This is a genomic window from Paenibacillus sp. PDC88, from assembly GCF_900106725.1.
GTDB lineage: Bacteria > Bacillota > Bacilli > Paenibacillales > Paenibacillaceae > Paenibacillus > Paenibacillus shunpengii.
In genome coordinates this window covers 44,345-64,399 of sequence record NZ_FNNT01000015.1, presented here as the reverse complement: position 1 = coordinate 64,399, position 20,055 = coordinate 44,345, and the positions used below count along the sequence as shown (strand labels likewise).

General features: G+C 44.2%; 30 protein-coding genes and 1 rRNA gene. 2 read left to right on the top strand and 29 right to left on the bottom strand.

Annotated elements, in window-relative coordinates; translation table 11 throughout:
• The 3 genes from BLW49_RS26480 to BLW49_RS26470 all read right to left on the bottom strand — a co-directional run.
• Positions 1–192, bottom strand: a 16S ribosomal RNA gene (locus tag BLW49_RS26480); the annotation flags it as partial.
• Between the two features lie 553 nt (positions 193–745).
• A complete protein-coding gene (locus BLW49_RS26475; RefSeq protein WP_047914054.1) occupies positions 746–973 on the bottom strand; it encodes a hypothetical protein in 228 nt (75 codons plus the stop codon).
• 99 nt (positions 974–1,072) lie between these two features.
• Positions 1,073–1,684 carry a stage II sporulation protein M gene (locus tag BLW49_RS26470; RefSeq protein WP_047914055.1) on the bottom strand — a complete coding sequence of 204 codons (612 nt, stop codon included), beginning with the start codon at positions 1,682–1,684 and terminating at the stop codon, positions 1,073–1,075.
• Between the two features lie 138 nt (positions 1,685–1,822).
• On the opposite strand from BLW49_RS26470, the gene pdaB reads away from it, so the two are divergent.
• On the top strand, positions 1,823–2,614 hold the full coding sequence (pdaB, locus tag BLW49_RS26465; protein ID WP_047914056.1) for a polysaccharide deacetylase family sporulation protein PdaB: 792 nt from the start codon (positions 1,823–1,825) through the stop codon (positions 2,612–2,614).
• Positions 2,615–2,721: 107 nt separating this feature from the next.
• Here pdaB and BLW49_RS26460 read toward each other — a convergent pair whose 3' ends face one another.
• A complete protein-coding gene (locus BLW49_RS26460) occupies positions 2,722–3,375 on the bottom strand; it encodes a KinB-signaling pathway activation protein (RefSeq protein WP_047914057.1) in 654 nt (217 codons plus the stop codon).
• Positions 3,376–3,501: 126 nt separating this feature from the next.
• On the opposite strand from BLW49_RS26460, the gene gerD reads away from it, so the two are divergent.
• Entirely contained in the window at positions 3,502–4,296 is a 795-nt protein-coding gene (gerD, locus tag BLW49_RS28615; RefSeq protein WP_047914058.1) for a spore germination lipoprotein GerD, read from the top strand.
• Between the two features lie 109 nt (positions 4,297–4,405).
• Here the strand turns inward: gerD and BLW49_RS26450 are convergent, their stop codons facing one another.
• The 25 genes from BLW49_RS26450 to BLW49_RS26335 all read right to left on the bottom strand — a co-directional run bounded on the left by BLW49_RS26450 (position 4,406) and on the right by BLW49_RS26335 (position 20,037).
• Complete coding sequence (locus tag BLW49_RS26450) at positions 4,406–5,530, bottom strand: Mrp/NBP35 family ATP-binding protein (RefSeq protein WP_090727892.1); 1,125 nt, start codon at positions 5,528–5,530, stop codon at positions 4,406–4,408.
• Between the two features lie 85 nt (positions 5,531–5,615).
• Positions 5,616–6,371, bottom strand: coding sequence for an N-acetylmuramoyl-L-alanine amidase CwlD (gene cwlD, locus BLW49_RS26445; protein WP_047914060.1), 756 nt, complete (start codon positions 6,369–6,371; stop codon positions 5,616–5,618).
• Positions 6,372–6,459: 88 nt separating this feature from the next.
• Positions 6,460–7,632 (bottom strand): sulfate adenylyltransferase, encoded by a 1,173-nt coding sequence (gene sat / locus BLW49_RS26440; protein WP_076315715.1) that lies wholly within the window; start codon positions 7,630–7,632, stop codon positions 6,460–6,462.
• An 81-nt stretch (positions 7,633–7,713) separates the two neighbouring features.
• Positions 7,714–8,406 carry a phosphoadenylyl-sulfate reductase gene (locus tag BLW49_RS26435; protein ID WP_047914062.1) on the bottom strand — a complete coding sequence of 231 codons (693 nt, stop codon included), beginning with the start codon at positions 8,404–8,406 and terminating at the stop codon, positions 7,714–7,716.
• 331 nt (positions 8,407–8,737) lie between these two features.
• Positions 8,738–9,406: an S-layer homology domain-containing protein gene (locus BLW49_RS26430; RefSeq protein ID WP_047914063.1), complete on the bottom strand. Its 669-nt coding sequence runs from the start codon at positions 9,404–9,406 to the stop codon at positions 8,738–8,740.
• 240 nt (positions 9,407–9,646) lie between these two features.
• Positions 9,647–10,042, bottom strand: a complete 396-nt coding sequence (gene rpsI / locus BLW49_RS26425) for a 30S ribosomal protein S9 (RefSeq protein WP_047914064.1) — start codon at positions 10,040–10,042, stop codon at positions 9,647–9,649.
• A 19-nt stretch (positions 10,043–10,061) separates the two neighbouring features.
• Positions 10,062–10,499, bottom strand: a complete 438-nt coding sequence (gene rplM, locus BLW49_RS26420) for a 50S ribosomal protein L13 (RefSeq protein WP_076315714.1) — start codon at positions 10,497–10,499, stop codon at positions 10,062–10,064.
• Positions 10,500–10,707: 208 nt separating this feature from the next.
• Positions 10,708–11,484, bottom strand: coding sequence for a tRNA pseudouridine(38-40) synthase TruA (truA, locus tag BLW49_RS26415; protein ID WP_090727890.1), 777 nt, complete (start codon positions 11,482–11,484; stop codon positions 10,708–10,710).
• Positions 11,485–11,676: 192 nt separating this feature from the next.
• Complete coding sequence (gene rplQ / locus BLW49_RS26410; protein WP_047914067.1) at positions 11,677–12,042, bottom strand: 50S ribosomal protein L17; 366 nt, start codon at positions 12,040–12,042, stop codon at positions 11,677–11,679.
• 33 nt (positions 12,043–12,075) lie between these two features.
• On the bottom strand, positions 12,076–13,020 hold the full coding sequence (locus BLW49_RS26405) for a DNA-directed RNA polymerase subunit alpha (RefSeq protein WP_076315712.1): 945 nt from the start codon (positions 13,018–13,020) through the stop codon (positions 12,076–12,078).
• Positions 13,021–13,154: 134 nt separating this feature from the next.
• Positions 13,155–13,550: a 30S ribosomal protein S11 gene (gene rpsK / locus BLW49_RS26400; protein ID WP_076315711.1), complete on the bottom strand. Its 396-nt coding sequence runs from the start codon at positions 13,548–13,550 to the stop codon at positions 13,155–13,157.
• A 19-nt stretch (positions 13,551–13,569) separates the two neighbouring features.
• Entirely contained in the window at positions 13,570–13,938 is a 369-nt protein-coding gene (gene rpsM, locus BLW49_RS26395) for a 30S ribosomal protein S13 (RefSeq protein ID WP_076315710.1), read from the bottom strand.
• 21 nt (positions 13,939–13,959) lie between these two features.
• On the bottom strand, positions 13,960–14,073 hold the full coding sequence (gene rpmJ / locus BLW49_RS26390) for a 50S ribosomal protein L36 (protein WP_003333770.1): 114 nt from the start codon (positions 14,071–14,073) through the stop codon (positions 13,960–13,962).
• Between the two features lie 159 nt (positions 14,074–14,232).
• A complete protein-coding gene (gene infA, locus BLW49_RS26385; RefSeq protein WP_006212898.1) occupies positions 14,233–14,448 on the bottom strand; it encodes a translation initiation factor IF-1 in 216 nt (71 codons plus the stop codon).
• A gap of 19 nt (positions 14,449–14,467) precedes the next feature.
• On the bottom strand, positions 14,468–14,758 hold the full coding sequence (locus BLW49_RS26380; protein WP_047914070.1) for a KOW domain-containing RNA-binding protein: 291 nt from the start codon (positions 14,756–14,758) through the stop codon (positions 14,468–14,470).
• A 7-nt stretch (positions 14,759–14,765) separates the two neighbouring features.
• Positions 14,766–15,083 (bottom strand): hypothetical protein, encoded by a 318-nt coding sequence (locus BLW49_RS28610; RefSeq protein ID WP_143042165.1) that lies wholly within the window; start codon positions 15,081–15,083, stop codon positions 14,766–14,768.
• A 5-nt stretch (positions 15,084–15,088) separates the two neighbouring features.
• Positions 15,089–15,733, bottom strand: coding sequence for an adenylate kinase (locus tag BLW49_RS26375; RefSeq protein ID WP_047914071.1), 645 nt, complete (start codon positions 15,731–15,733; stop codon positions 15,089–15,091).
• A 113-nt stretch (positions 15,734–15,846) separates the two neighbouring features.
• Positions 15,847–17,145, bottom strand: a complete 1,299-nt coding sequence (gene secY / locus BLW49_RS26370; protein WP_090727887.1) for a preprotein translocase subunit SecY — start codon at positions 17,143–17,145, stop codon at positions 15,847–15,849.
• A complete protein-coding gene (gene rplO / locus BLW49_RS26365) occupies positions 17,145–17,585 on the bottom strand; it encodes a 50S ribosomal protein L15 (protein WP_076315709.1) in 441 nt (146 codons plus the stop codon). The genes secY and rplO overlap by 1 nt, the downstream gene beginning before the upstream one ends.
• 50 nt (positions 17,586–17,635) lie before the next feature.
• Positions 17,636–17,821: a 50S ribosomal protein L30 gene (gene rpmD, locus BLW49_RS26360; protein ID WP_047914074.1), complete on the bottom strand. Its 186-nt coding sequence runs from the start codon at positions 17,819–17,821 to the stop codon at positions 17,636–17,638.
• 12 nt (positions 17,822–17,833) lie between these two features.
• Entirely contained in the window at positions 17,834–18,331 is a 498-nt protein-coding gene (gene rpsE / locus BLW49_RS26355) for a 30S ribosomal protein S5 (RefSeq protein ID WP_047914075.1), read from the bottom strand.
• A gap of 27 nt (positions 18,332–18,358) precedes the next feature.
• Positions 18,359–18,727: a 50S ribosomal protein L18 gene (gene rplR, locus BLW49_RS26350; protein ID WP_047914076.1), complete on the bottom strand. Its 369-nt coding sequence runs from the start codon at positions 18,725–18,727 to the stop codon at positions 18,359–18,361.
• Positions 18,728–18,845: 118 nt separating this feature from the next.
• On the bottom strand, positions 18,846–19,388 hold the full coding sequence (rplF, locus tag BLW49_RS26345; protein ID WP_047914077.1) for a 50S ribosomal protein L6: 543 nt from the start codon (positions 19,386–19,388) through the stop codon (positions 18,846–18,848).
• A gap of 32 nt (positions 19,389–19,420) precedes the next feature.
• Entirely contained in the window at positions 19,421–19,819 is a 399-nt protein-coding gene (gene rpsH / locus BLW49_RS26340) for a 30S ribosomal protein S8 (RefSeq protein WP_076315708.1), read from the bottom strand.
• A 32-nt stretch (positions 19,820–19,851) separates the two neighbouring features.
• Positions 19,852–20,037 (bottom strand): type Z 30S ribosomal protein S14, encoded by a 186-nt coding sequence (locus tag BLW49_RS26335; RefSeq protein WP_074961883.1) that lies wholly within the window; start codon positions 20,035–20,037, stop codon positions 19,852–19,854.
• Positions 20,038–20,055: the final 18 nt, after the last annotated feature.

Sequence of the window (20,055 nt, the reverse complement as noted above, 5' to 3'; positions counted from 1 at the left end):
GAGAAGAACCTATCCGGTATTAGCTACCGTTTCCGGTAGTTATCCCAGTCTTATGGGCAGGTTACCTACGTGTTACTCACCCGTCCGCCGCTAAGTCTCAGAGAAGCAAGCTTCTCATTGACTCCGCTCGACTTGCATGTATTAGGCACGCCGCCAGCGTTCGTCCTGAGCCAGGATCAAACTCTCCAATAAGGATTTATCGAGCTGAACACCCTTCGAATCGCTTCGAGAAAATATCCAACCTTCAAAATATTGAAAGAGCGATTAAGCTCATTTAGAAAAACTGACGAGAACGTAATGTCCTCTTTATTTTGCTCGGTTATCATACCGTCTGACGACTTGTACCATAACCTCGCGTTTAGAATTTTGCAGTTGCAAAATTCTGCTCACTCGTTGTTCAGTTTTCAAAGATCAAATCTTTCATTTTCTCGCCGTCGCTCAATTTCAGCGGCGACTTTTATAATGTATCACATCCGATTCAGTAATGCAAGACTTTTTTTGAAGAAGTTTTTTACCATCTCGCTTCGTCTCTATTGCAGAGACAACTTACTAAAAAGGAACGAGTTATAATTTATCATATTATAACTCAATAGGTCAACTGTTTTATAAAAAAAATTTAACGATACTATTCCGAATTCATATAACAATTTGTTAACTTCTACTGAACACAAAATACATATTAAAAAGTTCACGCAAAATAATAAACCTCCCTATTACTAGAGAGGTTCTATATCAGTTTATTCGTTTACTTGATCTGTGGAAACCGCCCGTTCCGCGCATATTTGGATAACTCCTTCGCTGGTGCAAAACGTGCGTACATTCGGAAAACTGTCTTATAACGGTTTGCAATGGCGTAACGGATGTCATGATCTAATCTTGAATCACCAAGATCCAATAACATCTCATCAAGTTCTTTTCTTAGGACGTAATCGAGTTCTTTACATTCTTTTTCATTAAACAGCATTCCGAGCATCGAACTTCTCCTTCATCTACTTTATTTGTCTGACTAACAAGATGTTTTATTGTTATGCTCAAGTTTTGGGAAATTTATGAATCATAGCCGAAAAATTTTTTACTGTACCAAGAAGTATGTCAATGTGCTCTCTATAATAGCAGCAATAAACAAAAGTATTACAATCCATAAGGATGCGGTCGCCGTCTGTCTCATATATGCACCTAGTCTAATGGATCTCGTGCTTGTTTCCATACCGATTTCACCCAGCGCCTTATATATCATTACACCGAGCTTCAGTCCAAAGGCACAAGCAATAATAATGGCTGGAATTTCGATAATGCCATGTGGCAGCAAACCTTTTACTACGACCTCGTAATAGCTAATTCCCTGCTGCCATGCTGCATGCAACAAGAAGCCTAGCACTCCGCCATTTATGATTAAGAAGATTACGGGGATAATTCCGCCGAGTGCTCCTGCAAAGATGACAAGCACACCTTTTATGGCATTATTGAAAAAAATAAACGTGAAAAAGCTCCACTGGACATTCTCACTTTGCCGCAGCTCGTTGCTGATCTCGCTAAGTCCACTGATTTGCTGAAGCATGATATCCTGCAGAACTCCTGTACTCATCCAACCGAGCACTCCACCACCTATAAAGATCAGTGTTGCTACGAGTATGTATCGAGATATTGATCGAGCATCCATTAAAAAGGTTTGAAAACGAAACATCTTCTTATTACCCTCTTCCTTAGAAATTAAACCAACCCATTTAGCTATCAGATCTTTGATAGTACGTACTAGTCATATGTACAAGGTACGAGCATACACATAAAAGTAAACGAGCCTGCTAATGGGAGGAGCAATGACATGAACTCATATTTCTATGTATTAAACGGGAGAAAAATCAAAAGGTTCCTCATCGTGTTCGCCGCTGCAATCTTTACACTCGGGATCATCTATATTGAAACAGAGGATATTTCCGTGTTCTCCGAAGGCGGAGCTCCTGCAGCTGTATACAGTGTACCTACGGAGAAGAAAGTGATCGCTCTTACATTTGATATCAGCTGGGGTGACAAGCGAACAGAACCTATTCTCAAAGTACTGGAGGAGCAAAATGTCCAGAGGGCTACCTTCTTCCTATCCTCTCCCTGGAGTAAAACCCATCCTGAGATCGTAGCTTCCATAAAGGACGCAGGTTATGAAATTGGAAGCCATGGTCACAAGCATGTCAATTACAGCAGTCTGACGGATGAAGAAATTCGCAAGCAGATTTCAACAGCACATAGTATTTTAACCGAAGTATCCGGAAAAGAACCGAGCTTAATTCGTTTGCCAAACGGTGATTTTGATAAACGAGTCCTTCGTATCGCTGATACTTTGAATTATCAAGTGGTTCAGTGGGACACCGATTCCCTGGATTGGAAGAACCCTGGCGTCGACCAAATCGTAGATCGTGTTGTAAGTAAAGCTCATCCTGGAGATATTGTACTCCTGCATGCCAGTGATTCTGTTAAACAAACCCATGAAGCCCTTCCTCAAATTATCGAGCAGCTACGTCAAAAAGGATATGAGTTCGTTACTGTATCCGAATTGATCAATCAATCTAATGTTAAAGGTGCCGAAGTACGCGATCAAGCGATGAACGATACACAGCTTTAACACTGCTGCTCTATTTTTGCAATAATTTGCTCGACCTAGTGATCGGCAGATGAACACTTGAATATAAAATAAAAGAGCTAACCCCGGTTAGCTCTTTGGCATTTTTTTCAATTTACAGACGTATTCATGCTTGATGTCTTCCCTCCGACCGGCTTACTGTCTGCCGTATGATTGCTTGATGCGTCACTTGACGCTGGTGCAATGCGGTGCAGCATTAGAATTTGATATGTATTGCAGGCCAGAAGTGGAATAACGGTAAAGGCAGTAGCTGAATGATCCCCTATGCTAAGCACTCCGATTGTCTCAACAATTGTCAATGCAATCATGAAAAATAATGTCGGTATAAGGGCATGATTATTGGTAGCTCTCACTTTAAAATAAGCGGTTACAACAGCGGTCAATAGAATAATGATGCCGAGGATAAGGTCCGATGCTCCATTTCCTTCGTTCATGAATATCCGGAAAAACATTAATTCGAGCAAGGCAAGGGCTGTTAAGGCAAGCTGAATATAAGTCCATGTTTTTTGAGAAAAGGTGCCTCGTCCCATATAGTTCAAGATCAAATAAGCAAAAAAACCAAGCTGTGAGTACAAGCTGATCATCATGCCCGAGCCGAACAGAATAACCAGATACAAAAGATAATCCGCTGTTCCTGAGGATACATAATCACCGGTCGTAAGAATAAAGCCTGTAATCAGTGAAGCAATTCCCCCGACACATAAGGTTCGCCAAAATAAATAAAACCATTTCCTTAAATTCAAACCTTTTCCACCTCCGAGTCTTTATTTTACCAACCTTCTCAATAAAAAACCATGGCTTATCGGACATAATTATCGTGTATTCCCCTCATACTACAATCAGTATCTTAAAAAGGGGCTGTGAGGCGCGTGAAATGGCATAATTTACGTTACTTGTGTTTGGTAGGCGGTATGGCCACCCTTTTATCCGGATGCGGGTCTGATCAAAGCTCTGGATCCCAAGGCGGCAGTTATAAAGAAATGAAGACGATGGTCGTTGATATTTTGAAAAGCGATGAAGGTAAAAAAGCAATGGAGGAAGCCCTTCTTGGTCAAAGCAGTACAGGAAGCGGCGGCGGTGAGGGCGGTTCGGAAGAAGAATCAGGATCCGGAGGCGGATCGGGTTCAGGATCAGGCGGAGGCTCTGCTTCAGGAAGCTTTGGTATTCGAATGCTTACTTCAGGCGGATCAAGTGAGGATATTCGTCTTGCGGTCAAAGACACCCTCTCCTCCCCTGAGTACAAGAAGGAATTTGAAGAGATCATGAAGGACCCGAAATTTGCAGGAGAATTTGCCAAGGTGGTTAACGCCCAGAGCAAGCAAATTCACATGGAGCTTATTAAGGACCCTACGTACCAAAAGTCGATGGAGGATATGCTGAAATCTCCTGAAATGCAAAAAATGATGCTGGAGCTCACTCAAAGTGCTGATTATCGCAAACAGACGATGAGTGTCATGCAGGAAGCTATGCAGAATCCACTCTTCCGTATGGAAGTTATGGAGCTGCTGCAGGCCGTTGTCAAAGAGGAGCTGCAGCCTAAACAAAGTGAAGGCGCTGGGGGAGCTCAAGGCGAAGGTGGCGGCGGCGAAGGCGGCGGCGGTGGTGAAGGCGGGAATGAAAGCGGCGGCGAAGGCGGAGAAAGCGGATCTGGTGGCAGCAGTTAACCCTATTTGAGTCTTAACCTAATAAAAAAAGCCAAGCCAATCATGGCATTAGCTCGTCCATAAGACGGCCTATGACATCAGTGCGGCTTGGTTTTTTTATTCAATATTTCTATTCAACAGTTGTCTTATCAATAATCGCTGCTGCAACATCATTATACATTTGTCCGATCTCTGTATGATCCTTATAAACCGATGGAGAGAAATCAGGCTCAGAAATGTGATTATCCGGATTACCGAGTGGAATTTGGGCGAGCAATTCCGTATGCAGGCTTTCGGCTAACCGCCCCCCGCCGCCTCTTCCGAACACATAATCTTTCTCTCCACAGGATCCGCATTGATAATAAGCCATATTTTCGATTACGCCCAGAATCTCATGCTGCGTCTGTATCGCCATCGCTCCAGCTCGCGCCGCAACAAAGGCTGCTGTAGCATGGGGTGTCGTTACAATAATCTCTTTGCTTTGCGGTATCATTTGATGTACATCCAGTGCAATGTCTCCTGTACCTGGAGGCAAATCAAGGATCATATAATCAAGACTCCCCCAATTCACATCACTGAAGAACTGTCTCAGCATTTTCCCCAGCATCGGCCCTCTCCAGACAACTGGACTGTTCTCTTGAACGAAAAAGCCCATAGACATCACTTTGACACCGAAACGCTCCACAGGCTGAATTGCTCCATCCACCACTGCAGGCCCCTCTTCAATCCCCATCATGTCGGGAACGCTGAAGCCGTAAATATCCGCGTCAATGATTCCTACTCTCTTCCCCTGCCTCGCGAGGGCAGCAGCCAGGTTTACGGAAACCGTCGATTTGCCGACTCCGCCTTTGCCGCTTGCAATGGCGATAAACTGAACTCCTGACGCAGGATCTAGGAGATCGTTATTCTCCATCCCTGCAGCGTGTCCTTTGACCAGCACTTCTTCATCAGTTGGTTCTGCTGCTTCTGTATTCCTCTTCTTGCTATCCCCTAACGCGCCTTCTCGCTCCATGTCTGAAGCATTGCGAAGCCGCACATGGACTTCATTCACTCCTGCCTGACGCAGTACAGAGGCTACCTGATCTTTAAGCGTTCTGCGAACGTTTTCATCTTCAGTCAAACAAATCATGGTCAAATGGGTTCGATCCTCTTTAACCATGATATCGCGAATAAAGTTCAGATCTGCATACCGAAGTCCGCTCACAGGCTCCTGAATGTCAGATAATAATTCCAGCACTTGGTCTCTTGATAACATGATGATAGCACCTCAGCTTTATCTATTGGCATGTATTCCTTTTATACAAGTACAGATCTATTATAACACTCTGAGGTGCATTATTTTAGTTTTTCATTTTTTCCCCTGAGGCATATCTCAAAATTCCTTTGTAGACAGATGCTGCTACCTTACGCTGATACTCATCCTCTGCCAGTAGTCTGGATTCTTCGGGATGTGACAGAAAGCCCACCTCAACAAGCACAGACGGCATTTTTAATGCTTGAAGCATATATACGGTGTTAACAGTTTTTGCGATTCGATCTGTATTCTCTAGGTTTCGTCTAATCTCGTCCTGAATGAGTGCAGCAAAGTTTGGATTATCTTCATGATTCGGGTAATAGAATACCTGTGCTCCGCTCCAGCGATTAGAAGGGATGCTGTTCATGTGAATGCTAATAAACATATCCACCTGCTTATCCTCAATCATTCTTACACGCTGCTTCAGATCCTCTGTTTTTCGTTTGGAATATCCCTTGGTATCTTCAGGAGCGAGGTCGACATCTGTTTCTCTGGTCATGACCACAGTAGCACCTGCTTGCTGCAAATAGTCCCGTAAATACAAGGCTACAGCTAAATTGATATCTTTCTCAATAACCCCTTGCTTGCTCACGGCTCCCCCGTCTGGACCACCGTGCCCTGCATCCAGAGCAATGACCTTCCCTGACAACGGCAGGCTCCAATAATTCCACGTTTTAGATGCCGGTACCTCATATATAGCGATACAGACAAATAGAGCCAGCAGAAGAGCTCCCAGCAGGACTCTCTTCATGGTTCGAACATGAATCCACACCAAGAGCTTATTCGAACGTTTTTTTCGCATAAAAAAGCCACCTCCGATCCAAACTGACCATAATGATCTATATGGGACGAGGTGGACAAATATTCATTTATATAAGGACAAACCTAAATTATGTGGTTACCTGCTGCTCCGTCATACCCTCAATCAGCACTTCCGCTACTTCCGGGCGCGTAAATTCCGGCGGCGGGCATTGTCCCTCTCTCAGGAGCCCTCTTACTTTCGTACCCGACAATGTTAAATGGTCCTCTTTGCCATGCGGGCAAGTCTTGCTGGAGGCCATATTTCCGCATTTCGTACAGAAGAAGCTGTGTTCGAAGAATAGCGGAGTAATCCCAAGCTCCTCAGCTGTAAAATTAGTGAAGATCTCCTGGGCCTCATAGGTACCATAATAATCGCCTACCCCTGCATGATCACGGCCAACGATAAAATGAGTACAGCCATAGTTCTTGCGGACCATCGCATGGAAGATCGCTTCCCTCGGACCTGCATAACGCATCGCTGCCGGAAATACACCCAGGAAAGTCCGATTCGCCGGATAGTAATTCTCGAGCAGAACCAGATAACTCTTCATACGGACATCCGCCGGCACATCATCTGACTTCGTTTCACCAACAAGTGGATTAAGGAACAGAGCATCCACAATCTCCATCGCACTCTTCTGAATATATTCATGTGCACGGTGAACAGGATTACGTGTTTGAAACCCTACCACTGTCTTCCAGCCTTTGGCTTCAAACTGTTCACGTGTCTCTGCCGGATCATAATAAAATTCTTCGAACTTCGCTGGCTGCTTACGATTCAACACTTGAATCGAACCGCCTACGTAAGTTGTATGGCGTTCAAACAGCTTTTTCACACCAGGATGTTCTTTATCATTTGTTTTATAGACTTTTACTGCTTCAACCTCATGATCTGCCTTATACACACTTTCCACAGTCAGCGTCCCATAGATCACACTATCTTCCTGACCTACTAGAGCAATGACCTCACCGATTTCAAACGATGCTGCATACTCGGGATTCACATCAAGTGTAATCGGAATGCTCCACACCGTACCATTTGCAAGTCGCATGTTATGAACTACAGACTGATAATCCTCTTCATTTAAAAACCCGGTCAACGGAGAAAATGCACCCACACCAATCAAATCCAAATCCGATATGGTCCAATTGGTAATGGGCAGCTGTCTTAGCTCCTTAGCTTGCTTGAGCTGTTCTTCTCGCTCTGCACCTGTTACAATCCGATTAACTAGTGTTCCACCATGAGGCAATATCGCAGCCATGAACCCATCTCCTTATGAGCGATTGTCTATAACGATGATTTGAAGTTACGCAAGCTATTTAAATTTAATAAATTGAATCGCTTATTTGTGCAATCCACACTCCGTTTTATCATTACCTGACCAGCGTCCTGCTCGGGGATCTTCTCCCGGCATTACCTGTCTAGTGCAATATTCGCATCCTATACTTGGGTAATTTTGATCATGGAGCGGATTATAGATCAGATTGTTCTCCCGAATATAGTTCCATACATCCTCGTTCGTCCAGCCCGCAATCGGATTGAATTTCATTAGGCCAAATTTCGTATCGTACTCTACTTTCTTTGCATTTGCGCGAGTAGGTGCCTGGTCACGACGAATTCCGGTAATCCATGCATCATATTGAGATAGGATACGTGTCAAAGGCTCTACCTTTCTAATGTTGCAGCATGCATTCGGATCAGACTTCCACAGCTCTGCACCATGCTCCTGCGCTTGCTCTTCGGGTGTAATCTTTGGTGATACTCTGACAAAATCAATATGATAACGAGCTACAAGACGATCCCGTGTCTCATATGTTTCTTTAAAATGAAAATCTGTATCTAGATAAAATATGTCTGATTTAGGACTGATTTTTTGAAGCATATCAACCAAGACAACATCTTCGGCACCAAAACTGCAAGCAAATGTGATGTTCGGAAATGTCTCAACAGCAAAACGAATAATATCCTCCGGCGTTGCATCCTCGAGCTCGATCGCTTTAACTCTAGCCAATTCTTCTTTTTCTAACAAATTCATTTGTACTTGCCTCCCATATGTGTACTACCTTACATTAAAACCTACAATTTAGATATGAATTACAATTAAGTATAAATCTTACCAGGAGAAAGTCAATGCTAAATCCAACTTTTTTACTAAGAATTTAAGGTTTTTTTGAAACTTTATTTGTTTTTGATAAAAAGTATGCAAAAAAAGCCTGTTCTTCGTTAGTAAAGTGACCATTCAGAAGTAGACACGGGCAGCTCCGAAGAATACCCAATGCATTGTCTGTTTAGTTTAACTTTAAAGAAGAACAAGCCTTTTACAATTTCTAAGGTAAAACGATGAAGATTCGTGTTTCACTGTACATTTAGTGCCTATAAGGATGCTTGCTCAAAAACTCCAGTGCATGGAAGAGCATAACCGAAGCCTCTGCCCGTGTAATCTCCGCTCTCGGAGAAAAGTTAAGCTTATCATCCAGCTCTGTAATATCCCAAACTAATGAGCGCTGAATGGCGCCTTGGTAAGCAGGTGTGATGTCATCTGCATCTGAGATTTCCTCAGGCTTGATATTGATCAGCGGCAAACCGGCGTATTTCTCGATCATATCTATGAGTAATGCCGTATATTGCTCCTTGGTTATTGAGGATGATGGTGTCAGCTCCGCAGGAACCGAAAGGCCATTGTCATTAAAGTCTATGAATGCATCTGCATACCAGCCTTCAAGCCATACCTCACTATACATTTCAACTGTCTCGCCTTCCAACTTAAGCTCTTCCTTCTTGTCGCTAGAAATCGACTTAAGACCTCCTGCAATCAATTGTACAGCCTCAGCAGTCGATAAGGAGGACTCAGGCTTAAATTCCCCGTTCCCTATCCCTCTGACGATACTTCTTTCCTGTAAGGAACGGATCTCCGCTTCCCCATATGTACCTTGAATATCCGTGAAGCCGACATTTGCATACGTTAAGCCACTACCTAATGTAATAGCTAAAGAAACCGCCATGAACCCAATCACATTTTTATTCAATCGTCGCATCGTTATAACCTGCCTTCTAATTAAATTAAGTTGTTATAAGAAGAGGATTCCTTCTTGTACTCTAAACGATGACGTCCTTCAGAAGGTTGCAGCAATGGCATAGGATGGGATTGAGGAAGTTGTTCTAATGCGCTACTAAAGAATATAAGCGCGGACACTTTAGAGAAGGATAGGCAAAGTAAAATAAAAAACCTCTGACCTGATGGCCAGAGGCTGTAATCTTGAAAGTCCAAGATAATATTAACGTTTCGAGAACTGTGGTGCACGACGAGCGGCTTTGAGACCGTATTTTTTACGTTCTTTCATACGTGGGTCACGAGTCAGGAAGCCTGCTTTTTTCAGACCTGGACGGTATTCTGGGTCAGCTTTCAGAAGTGCACGGGAGATACCGTGACGGATTGCGCCTGCTTGACCAGTGATACCACCACCATGAGCGATTACGAGAACATCGTAGTTACCCAAAGTTTCAGTCAGTTCAAGTGGTTGTTTAACGATCAGTTTGAGTGTTTCCAAACCGCCGAAATAATCGTTGATGTCGCGTTTGTTAATGACAATGCGTCCTTCACCCGGTACAAGGCGAACACGTGCTACCGAATGTTTACGACGACCTGTCCCATAGTATTGTACTTGTGCCATGAAACTGTCCTCCTTTTAATTATCCGCGAAGTTCGTAAACTTCAGGTTTTTGTGCTGCATGTGGATGTTCAGCGCCAGCGTATGCTTTCAGTCTAAGTTTCATTTGGTTACCCATACGAGTCTTAGGAAGCATGCCGTGTACAGCGAGTTCGATCATACGTTCAGGCTTGTTCTTAACCATTTCTTTAGCAGGAGTGACTTTCAGTCCACCTGGGTGCATAGAGTGACGGTAGTAGTTTTTGTTCTCCATTTTCTTACCAGTAAGAACAATTTTCTCTGCATTGATAACAACAACGAAATCGCCAGTGTCAACATGTGGAGTGAATTGTGGCTTGTGTTTACCGCGAATCAAAGCCGCAGCTTCGCTTGCCAAACGGCCGAGCGTTTTGCCTTCAGCATCGATGATGTGCCAATTACGCTCAACTTCATTAGGCTTCGCCATATAAGTGGTACGCATGAAAAGATCCTCCTTCAAATGTTCGCGTTCATAATACGCATAAATGTTAGTCTTTTATATTCGTTAAGTTTAACTGTTTGTTTATGATGGATTGGTGTTACATTTGGTTGTTCACTTAATTGGGGCTGTGGGAAAGCCATTAAGAAAACACAACTTATATATTACACGATTGCAGTCCAGTTCGCAAGGCATTTATCCGAGGTTTTTTTTAGAAATCCTCATACTCCACATTCCACAGCATCAGCCCTTTGCTAACTGCTGTAGGACCTGCTGCAGACCGATCCTCTGCCTCCAAGATCATTTTCATGTCTTCTGGCTTACGCTTCCCTTCTCCGACCTCCAGCAACGTGCCGACAATAATACGTACCATATGCTGCAAGAAGCCGTTTCCCGTAATAAACAGATGTATAACACCTTGATCTCTCGGGTGACCTTTCCGGCTCATGGAAGTATCGACCTTCAGCTCTGCCTCATACAGTGTCCTGATATGAGATTGCTTGGTGGAGTGCCGAGAGGCGAAAGAGGTAAAGTCATGAGTCCCAAGCAAGTATGGGAGACTCTCCCGCATCGCTTGGATATCCAGCTTACCTGGATGATGCAGCTGCGTCCGTCTATTAAATAGATCGAGAAACTGATTGGCATTAATGGTGTAACGATAGGTTTTTCTCTTGGCAGAACGTCTGGAATGGAACTCAAGCGGAACTTCGTAAGCATCGGTGAGTATGATGTCCTCAGGCAGTCTGCCATTCAGCGCCATACACCAGCGATCAATCGGAATCATGGATTCAGTATGAAAATGAAAAACCTGTCCAATAGCATGCACTCCAGCGTCAGTACGACCTGATGCATGTATTTTGACCACTTCACCTGTCAGTGATTTAATCGCTTCTTCAATTCGATCCTGAATGGTGTTGCCGATCGGCTGGGTTTGGAAACCGAAATAATCCGTACCATCATAATTCACTTTCATACATATGTTCCGCATCGAATTCACACCTTTATCCCATACTAAGCACACAGCCTTCTAAGTCCTAACATGCAGCTTCCAATCCTCATCACAATGAAAAAGAGCTCCTATCGGAGCTCCTCCCCAAACCGTTGCTTCAATGAGGCAAGGAAAAAAAGGGCATGTTCAGAATGTAAATCCTGTCACCCTTCCCTCACTTTATGCCACTATTTACGCACGGTCTACCAGTTCCAAGTAAACCATAGGCGCAGCGTCACCGCGACGAGGTCCTAGTTTCATGATACGAGTGTATCCACCTGGACGCTCAGCATAACGTGGTGCGATTTCGCCAAACAGTTTTTGAATTGCATCCTGTTCACCATCAATCGTCTCACGACGTACATAAGCAGCCACTTGACGACGTGCATGAAGATCCCCTTGCTTCGCTTTGGTGATCAGCTTTTCAGCGATAGAACGAACTTCTTTCGCTTTTGCTTCAGTCGTTTGAATACGCTCGTACAAGAACAGATCCGTTACGAGGTCACGGAACAATGCTTTACGAGCACTGGAGTTACGACCCAACTTTTGGTATGCCATGTTTTCCCCTCCTTCACTTCAAACAATCGCTTGCTATTCTTCTGTACGAAGACCCAAACCTAGCTCTTCGAGCTTCTCTTGCACTTCTTCCAAAGATTTGCGACCAAGGTTACGTACCTTCATCATGTCTTCTTCAGTTTTCGTGGTCAATTCCTGAACCGTGTTAATACCCGCACGCTTCAAGCAGTTATAGGATCGAACAGATAGATCGAGCTCTTCGATCGTCATTTCGAGTACTTTTTCTTTTTTGTCTTCTTCTTTTTCAACCATGATCTCTGCATCTTTAGCTTCGTCAGTCAAACCAACGAACAAGAACAGGTGCTCGGTTAAAATTTTGGCGCCAAGGCTAACTGCTTCTTCTGGACGAATGCTTCCATCAGTCCAAATTTCAAGCGTCAGCTTGTCGTAGTTCGTTACTTGACCAACACGCGTATTCTCAACACCATAGTTGACACGTGCAATCGGGGTATAGATGGAATCCACAGGGATGACGCCGATCGGTTGGTCATCGCGTTTATTCCGATCCGCTTGGACGTAGCCACGACCGCGATTGGCAAAAATACGCATGTGTAGTCTCGAACCTGGACCAAGAGTTGCGATATGAAGATCCGGGTTAAGGATTTCCACATCACTATCCGCACGAATATCTCCGGCTGTTACAGCCCCTTCACCTTCAGCATCAATCTCAAGAACTTTCTCTTCATCCGAATGAATTTTCAAAGACAAAGCTTTCAGGTTCAAAATGATTTCCGTTACGTCTTCCATTACGCCAGGAACTGTAGCAAATTCGTGCAACACGCCATCGATTTGTACCGATGTTACTGCTGCACCTGGAAGCGAAGAAAGCAAGATACGGCGAAGCGAGTTGCCCAGCGTCGTACCATATCCACGTTCCAACGGTTCCACCACAAATTTGCCATAAGTGCCATCATCATTGACGTCTACCGTCTCAATTTTCGGCTTTTCGATTTCTATCACTGCAATACCCCTCCTTCAAAACGTCCTGTCCTATATGAAACATTTACCTTATCTAGTGTAGCCATGTAGTATGCCTAAACAACCATTATTAACAGATTGTGCCGGATTATACCACACTAAGGGGGCAAATCTCATTAGACACGACGACGTTTTGGAGGACGGCATCCGTTATGTGGCACAGGAGTTACGTCTTTGATCAGGTTAACTTCCAGACCTGCAGCTTGCAAAGAGCGGATAGCTGCTTCGCGGCCAGCACCTGGTCCTTTAACCATAACTTCAACTGTTTTCATGCCGTGTTCCATTGCTGCTTTAGCTGCAGTTTCTGCTGCCATTTGAGCTGCGAACGGAGTCGACTTACGGGAACCTCTAAATCCAAGACCGCCGGAGCTTGCCCAGGAAATAGCGTTACCGTGTGGATCCGTAATGGTAACAATCGTGTTGTTGAACGTGGAACGGATGTGTGCCACGCCAGACTCAATATTTTTACGGTCACGACGTTTAGTACGTACGACTTTTTTCGGTTTAGCCATTGTAGATTATCCTCCCTTCTTATTTCTTTTTGTTTGCTACTGTACGACGAGGACCTTTACGCGTACGAGCATTTGTTTTAGTACGTTGTCCACGAACAGGAAGGCCACGACGGTGACGAACACCGCGGTAACATCCGATCTCAGTCAAACGTTTAATATTTAAAGAAATTTCTCGACGAAGGTCACCTTCTACCTTAACCGTTTTGTCGATACCATCACGTAATTTGCTCACTTCATCTTCCGTCAGATCACGGACACGAGTATTTGGACTAATGCCTGTTTCGCTCAGAATTTTCTGGGAAGTCGTTTTACCGATTCCGAAAATGTAAGTCAAGGCGATCTCAACGCGTTTGTCACGTGGCAAATCCACACCAGCTATACGAGCCATTTTACGCTACACCCCCTTCTATTAACCTTGTTTTTGTTTGTGTTTCGGATTTTCGCAGATGACCATTACATTACCTTTGCGGCGAATGACTTTGCATTTCTCGCAGATAGGTTTTACAGAAGGTCTTACCTTCATGTTGATTACCTCCTCAAAGTTTTACGATGAGTAAAACTGACTTCGAAAGCATTTCACAGCTTCTATGGAAGCAGTCTCATGTACATAGGGTACACCAAGATTGCATTCACATGCAAAACTGTTGTAACTCTCATTCGTTATTTCAGAAAATGCACCTTACTATTTACGATAAGTTATACGCCCTTTGGTTAGATCATAAGGCGATAACTGAACAACCACTTTATCTCCTGTCAGAATGCGGATAAAATGCATCCGCAGTTTGCCGGATACGTGAGCTAGAATTTGATGACCATTCTCAAGCTCTACTTTGAACGTTGCGTTAGGAAGCGGCTCTATAACCGTTCCTTCCACTTCAATGACATCTTCTTTGGCCACAGATAGTCTCCTTTCTTCTTCAGCTTTGAACTTCGCTTGCATTTATGAACTGCTGTACTGCATAACGCAGTTTTCCGTTCGTAACCCGTCCAATTTCGTTAATACTGTTTACAACCTCGCTGCTGATCATCGGCTGGGGATCCAGATGAAGAAGGTTCTTCTTCTTAGCTCCATCAAACTTGCGTTTGTCCCCGTCAGCAATATATACATATCTGTTGTCCTCAACAGCGATGACTACTGCAAACTGGCCAGCATCCCTGCCTCGAAGGATTTTTACGATTTGACCGATTTGTGGGATTTCTTCATTCATCTTCTCATCACCTACGCATCTCGCCTTCGCAAAAATGGAGTACAGATCGACCGTCATACGACATTGCAAACAATCGAATATAGCTGGGCAACCCATGCACTTTCGGTTCATCGACTGAAGTACAAATACTGGCAGGAAAACCGTGATAACCTGTGAAAGACGACACAGCCCCTTGACTGCGATGATATTGATCAGTCATTTGGTGAAGTTCTCCGGTCAAAACCCGGGATAAATCGTGAACCATCTGATCTTCCTGTACTTGCGTACTGGATAACCGTGACTCACTCTTCCAACCCAGTTCTGCATCGGACTTACAAATGATCATTACCATTAACCCCGCAGTAAGGATACGATCTCTTGCGATACCGCATGAATTTCCTGTTCCCCGTCGATTTGACGCAGAAGACCTTTGTTCTCATAAAACGTGAGGAGTGGTGCTGTTTTGTTGATATATTCGTCAAGACGAGTACCTACGCTCTCTTCGTTGTCGTCAGAACGCTGATACAACTCGCCGCCGCATTTATCACAAATACCTTCCTGTTTAGGCGGGTTAAAAACAACATGATACGTAGAACCGCAATTTTTGCACAAACGGCGACCTGTTAATCGAGCCAGCAATTTGTTACGGTCAACCTTCAAGTTGATGACATGATCCAAACCAGTATTTAAACGTTCCAGAATACCGTCCAGTGCTTCTGCTTGTGAAATGGTCCGTGGAAATCCATCCAATAGGAAGCCCTTCTCACAATCAGGCTGCTGAAGACGTTCTTCAACAATACCTATGGTAACATCGTCTGGTACAAGCTTACCCTGATCCATGTATTCTTTAGCTTTAATCCCAATAGGAGTTCCTTGCTTAATCGCCAAACGAAATGCATCGCCTGTCGAAATGTGAGGAATGCCGAATTCATTAACAATCGCTTCTGCTTGTGTCCCTTTTCCTGCCCCAGGAGGGCCCATGAATAAGATGTTCACGTTATGTCACTCCCTCCAAGACTATCCCTTCAACAAGAAACAGCACAATAGGTGCCGGTCTTAGCAACTCACCAGCAAGGGCGAACTATTGCATTCTTTACCGGAACCTATGGCTATTTATTGATGAAACCTTTGTAATGGCGTTTGATCAATTGACTTTCAATCTGCTTGGTCGTATCCAATGCTACACCAATAACGATCAGCATGGAAGTACCAGCAAGCTGTGCAACTTGAGGCAAACCGGAAAGTGAGCCCAAGAATACAGGTAGAACGGAAATGACAGCCAAGAACAAAGCTCCGGTCATCGTCAAACGAGTCAAGACACGGGACAAGTATTTCTCAGTTGCTTTACCCGGACGAATGCCTGGGATATAACCGCCGTTCTTCTTCATGTTATCAGCCATTTGCTGCGGGTTCATCTGCACGAAAGTGTAGAAGAACGTGAAACCAATAATCATGATAACATAGAGCACCATACCTAACGGTTTGTCATAAGACAAATGACGCGTAATCCAGTCTGCCCATGCATTACCTGCCCAGAACGAAGCGATAATGATCGGAAACTGAAGAAGTGATACAGCGAAAATGACAGGGATAACGCCCGCCGCATTGATTTTCAGCGGAATATGGGTGTTTTGTCCACCATACATTTTGTTACCTACAACTCGTTTTGCATATTGAACCGGAATCTTCCGGATCGCCTGCTGGATGTAGATAACCCCTACAATGGTCAGGAGAAGAACCAGTGCCACAATAACCACCTTAAGGATGTTCATGAACAGCTGATCTGCCTGAATGAATTCTGATTCTACTGTAGTACGGATAACATTTGGAATGGTAGCAACGATACCGGCAAAGATAATGATTGAAATCCCGTTACCAATACCTCTTTCCGTAATCTGCTCACCAAGCCACATGAGGAATGAAGTACCTGCCGTCAATACAATCGCGATGACAATATAGTCAACGAAGGTAGCATTAGGCACCATTTCCTGTCCATACAACCGGTTAAATCCGATCGATGTACCAAATGCTTGGATTAATCCCAACACCACTGTACCATACCGAGTGAGCTGGGCTAATTTTTTCTTACCATGCTCACCTTGTTTGGCCCATTCCGCAAGCTTCGGAATAACATCCATCGATAACAATTGTGTAATGATGGATGCTGTAATATATGGCATAATCCCTAGCGCAAAGATCGAGAACTGGAACAACGCTCCGCCTGAGAATGTGTTCAGAAGACCGAACAATTCCCTGCCTTGCGAATCTACCGCGTCGAATACTTCCTTGTTAACTCCTGGAACAGGAACAAAGGAGCCGATGCGGTAAATAATTAGAACAAAGAGAGTGAACAATATTCGTTTACGAAGATCTTCGACTCGCCATATATTCTTTAGGGATGTGAGCATTAGATCACCTCGGTTTTACCGCCGGCAGCTTCGATTTTCTCTACCGCAGATTGAGAGAACTTATTCGCTTTTACTGTAAGTTTTACAGTAACTTCGCCATTGCCAAGAATTTTGATGCCAGATTTTGTGTTTTTCACAATACCTGTTTCAACCAAAACTTCTGGAGTTACTTCTGTACCTGCTTCAAAACTATTCAGATCTTCGATGTTCACAACCGCATACTCTTTGCGAGTTGGGTTTACGAAACCGCGTTTCGGCAGACGACGATACAGTGGGTTTTGACCACCCTCGAAGCCTGGACGAACACCACCGCCAGAACGAGCGTTTTGACCTTTGTGACCGCGACCTGAAGTTTTACCCATTCCGCTACTTGGACCACGACCTTTGCGTTTACGCTCTTTGCGGGATCCAGGAGCTGGAGAAAGCTCATGTAACTTCATCGTTGCACCTCCTTAATGATTTATGGGAACAAGCCCTATGATGCTATTCCTTACGCCTCGATTTCTTTAACAGAAACCAAGTGACTTACTTTATTCACCATACCGCGGATCGCAGCATTGTCGTTATGAACCACAGTTTGGTTGAGTTTACGAAGACCGAGTGTGTTAACAGTCGTTCTTTGTGTCTCAGGACGTCCGATCAAACTGCGAACGAGGGTAATTTCCAGTTTAGACATGAGATTCCCTCCTTAGCCCCGAAGCTCTTCGACAGTTTTTCCACGCAATTTCGCTACATCTTCAGCGCGTTTCAAGCGGGACAAACCTTCCAAGGTCGCATTGACCATGTTCATGGAATTCGAAGAACCCAGTGATTTTGTCAAAATGTCACCCACACCAGCAAGTTCCAGAACGGCACGAACTGGACCACCAGCGATAACCCCAGTACCTTCAGCAGCTGGTTTCAAAAGAACACGGCCAGCTCCGAATTTACCAGTGATCAAGTGAGGAATTGTTGTTCCTACGAGTGGTACGTGGATTAGATTTTTCTTAGCATCTTCAATACCTTTGCGGATCGCATCAGGTACTTCGCCTGCTTTACCGATACCAGCTCCAACCCAGCCGTTGCCGTCACCGACAACTACCAGAGCGCTGAAGCTGAAACGACGTCCGCCTTTTACTACTTTAGCAACGCGATTAATATTTACAACTCTTTCAGTGAGTTCTAAAGTGTTAGGATCTACACGCAAGTCGTTAACCTCCTTTTAAAAAATATCTTAGAATTCAAGCCCTGCTTCACGAGCAGCATCAGCCAAAGCTTGAATACGTCCATGATACAGGTAGCCACCACGATCGAAAACGATGTTAGTGTATCCTTTTTCTTTCGCACGTTTAGCAACGAGAGCGCCAACTTTCTTAGCTGCCTCAACGTTACCACCGTTTGTGATTTCGCCGCTGATTTCTTTGTCGACCGTCGATGCAGATACAAGTGTTACACCTGCTACATCATCGATCAGTTGAGCATAGATATGTTTATCGGAACGGAATACGTTCAAACGTGGACGCTCAGCCGTACCAGAAATTTTACCACGAACACGGATATGTCTTTTCAGACGCACTTTGTTCTTATCTTGTTTAGTAATCATTTCACGTTTCCTCCCTTCAGTTAGCCTTGAATAGCTTCACATTAAGACGCACAGGGTATATTAGAAACACGAGCATCTCCTGAAAAGCCAGGGGACGGCACAAAGTCGGTAAGAAATCTTATTTCTTCTTACCGGCTTTACCTTCCTTACGGATGATGCGTTCGCCTTCATATTTAATCCCTTTACCTTTGTAAGGCTCAGGTTCGCGAACAGAGCGGATTTCAGCTGCATAAGCACCTACGCGCTCTTTGTTGATTCCACGAACGATGATTTTAGTGTTCGAAGGAACTTCGAACTCAATCCCCGGTTCCGGCGTGATTTCTACCGGATGGGAGTAACCTACGTTCAGAACGATTTTATCTCCGGATTTGCTTGCACGATATCCGACCCCAACCAGTTCCAGAGATTTGGAGAATCCTTCAGTTACGCCAAGTACCATGTTATTTACTACGGAACGAGTAGTACCGTGCAAAGAACGATGTGTTTTGTGATCAGAAGGACGTGTTACTGTAATTTCATTATTTTCAACGGAAACCTTCATTTCTTTATGAAGTTCACGTGTAAGTGTACCTTTAGGACCTTTAACCGTAATTGCGGTGTTGTCCAGAGTGACTTCTACGCCACTTGGTACTGTAATTGGTTTACGACCAATACGGGACATGTTGTTGCACCTCCTTGTTCTGTGACTTTATATTACCAAACGTAGCAGACAACTTCGCCGCCAGATTTAGCTTGACGAGCTTCTTTATCTGTCATTACACCTTTGGAAGTAGAGATGATCGCGATTCCGAGACCACCAAGTACGCGAGGTACTTCATTGCTTTTCGTGTAAACACGAAGGCCTGGTTTACTGATTCTTTTCAGACCAGTAATAACGCGCTCGTTGTTTTGACCGTATTTCAAGAAGATACGGATGATGCCTTGTTTGTTATCATCCACATATTCTGCATCACGGATGAAACCTTCACGCTTCAGGATTTCAGCGATTTGTTTTTTCATCGTCGAAGCAGGCATTTCTACCGTTTCGTGACGAACTGTGTTCGCATTACGAATGCGAGTAAGCATATCTGCAATTGGATCAGACATAGTCATTGTGTGTAAACCTCCTTCCCGTTCAGGACTTTTTACCAGCTTGCTTTTTTCACGCCAGGGATCTGGCCTTTATAAGCTAATTCACGGAAACAAATTCTGCAAATTTTAAACTTCTGCAATACAGAATGTGGACGACCGCAACGTTCACAACGAGTATAAGCACGAACTTTGTACTTCGGTGTGCGTTGTTGTTTAACTTTCATTGAAGTTTTTGCCACTTAGCCTGACACCTCCTA

What these genes read in the sequence shown, in the direction of transcription:
- rpmD (WP_047914074.1), bottom strand. Translation starts at nt 17,821, where the DNA reads ATGTCTAAACTGGAAATTACCCTCGTTCGCAGTTTGATCGGACGTCCT.
- BLW49_RS26380 (WP_047914070.1), bottom strand. Translation starts at nt 14,758, where the DNA reads ATGAATGAAGAAATCCCACAAATCGGTCAAATCGTAAAAATCCTTCGA.
- rplO (WP_076315709.1), bottom strand. Translation starts at nt 17,585, where the DNA reads ATGAAGTTACATGAGCTTTCTCCAGCTCCTGGATCCCGCAAAGAGCGT.
- rplR (WP_047914076.1), bottom strand. Translation starts at nt 18,727, where the DNA reads ATGATTACTAAACAAGATAAGAACAAAGTGCGTCTGAAAAGACATATC.
- rplF (WP_047914077.1), bottom strand. Translation starts at nt 19,388, where the DNA reads ATGTCCCGTATTGGTCGTAAACCAATTACAGTACCAAGTGGCGTAGAA.
- rplM (WP_076315714.1), bottom strand. Translation starts at nt 10,499, where the DNA reads ATGCGTACCACTTATATGGCGAAGCCTAATGAAGTTGAGCGTAATTGG.
- sat (WP_076315715.1), bottom strand. Translation starts at nt 7,632, where the DNA reads ATGGCTGCGATATTGCCTCATGGTGGAACACTAGTTAATCGGATTGTA.
- BLW49_RS26450 (WP_090727892.1), bottom strand. Translation starts at nt 5,530, where the DNA reads ATGTTATCAAGAGACCAAGTGCTGGAATTATTATCTGACATTCAGGAG.
- BLW49_RS26430 (WP_047914063.1), bottom strand. Translation starts at nt 9,406, where the DNA reads ATGCGACGATTGAATAAAAATGTGATTGGGTTCATGGCGGTTTCTTTA.
- BLW49_RS28610 (WP_143042165.1), bottom strand. Translation starts at nt 15,083, where the DNA reads ATGATCATTTGTAAGTCCGATGCAGAACTGGGTTGGAAGAGTGAGTCA.
- rpsI (WP_047914064.1), bottom strand. Translation starts at nt 10,042, where the DNA reads ATGGCACAAGTACAATACTATGGGACAGGTCGTCGTAAACATTCGGTA.
- pdaB (WP_047914056.1), top strand. Translation starts at nt 1,823, where the DNA reads ATGAACTCATATTTCTATGTATTAAACGGGAGAAAAATCAAAAGGTTC.
- BLW49_RS26435 (WP_047914062.1), bottom strand. Translation starts at nt 8,406, where the DNA reads ATGAATTTGTTAGAAAAAGAAGAATTGGCTAGAGTTAAAGCGATCGAG.
- secY (WP_090727887.1), bottom strand. Translation starts at nt 17,145, where the DNA reads ATGCTCACATCCCTAAAGAATATATGGCGAGTCGAAGATCTTCGTAAA.
- BLW49_RS26475 (WP_047914054.1), bottom strand. Translation starts at nt 973, where the DNA reads ATGCTCGGAATGCTGTTTAATGAAAAAGAATGTAAAGAACTCGATTAC.
- rpsM (WP_076315710.1), bottom strand. Translation starts at nt 13,938, where the DNA reads ATGGCTCGTATAGCTGGTGTGGATTTGCCACGTGACAAACGCGTTGAG.
- truA (WP_090727890.1), bottom strand. Translation starts at nt 11,484, where the DNA reads ATGCGGAACATATGTATGAAAGTGAATTATGATGGTACGGATTATTTC.
- rplQ (WP_047914067.1), bottom strand. Translation starts at nt 12,042, where the DNA reads ATGGCATACCAAAAGTTGGGTCGTAACTCCAGTGCTCGTAAAGCATTG.
- rpsK (WP_076315711.1), bottom strand. Translation starts at nt 13,550, where the DNA reads ATGGCTAAACCGAAAAAAGTCGTACGTACTAAACGTCGTGACCGTAAA.
- BLW49_RS26470 (WP_047914055.1), bottom strand. Translation starts at nt 1,684, where the DNA reads ATGTTTCGTTTTCAAACCTTTTTAATGGATGCTCGATCAATATCTCGA.
- rpsH (WP_076315708.1), bottom strand. Translation starts at nt 19,819, where the DNA reads ATGACTATGTCTGATCCAATTGCAGATATGCTTACTCGCATTCGTAAT.
- cwlD (WP_047914060.1), bottom strand. Translation starts at nt 6,371, where the DNA reads ATGCGAAAAAAACGTTCGAATAAGCTCTTGGTGTGGATTCATGTTCGA.
- rpmJ (WP_003333770.1), bottom strand. Translation starts at nt 14,073, where the DNA reads ATGAAGGTAAGACCTTCTGTAAAACCTATCTGCGAGAAATGCAAAGTC.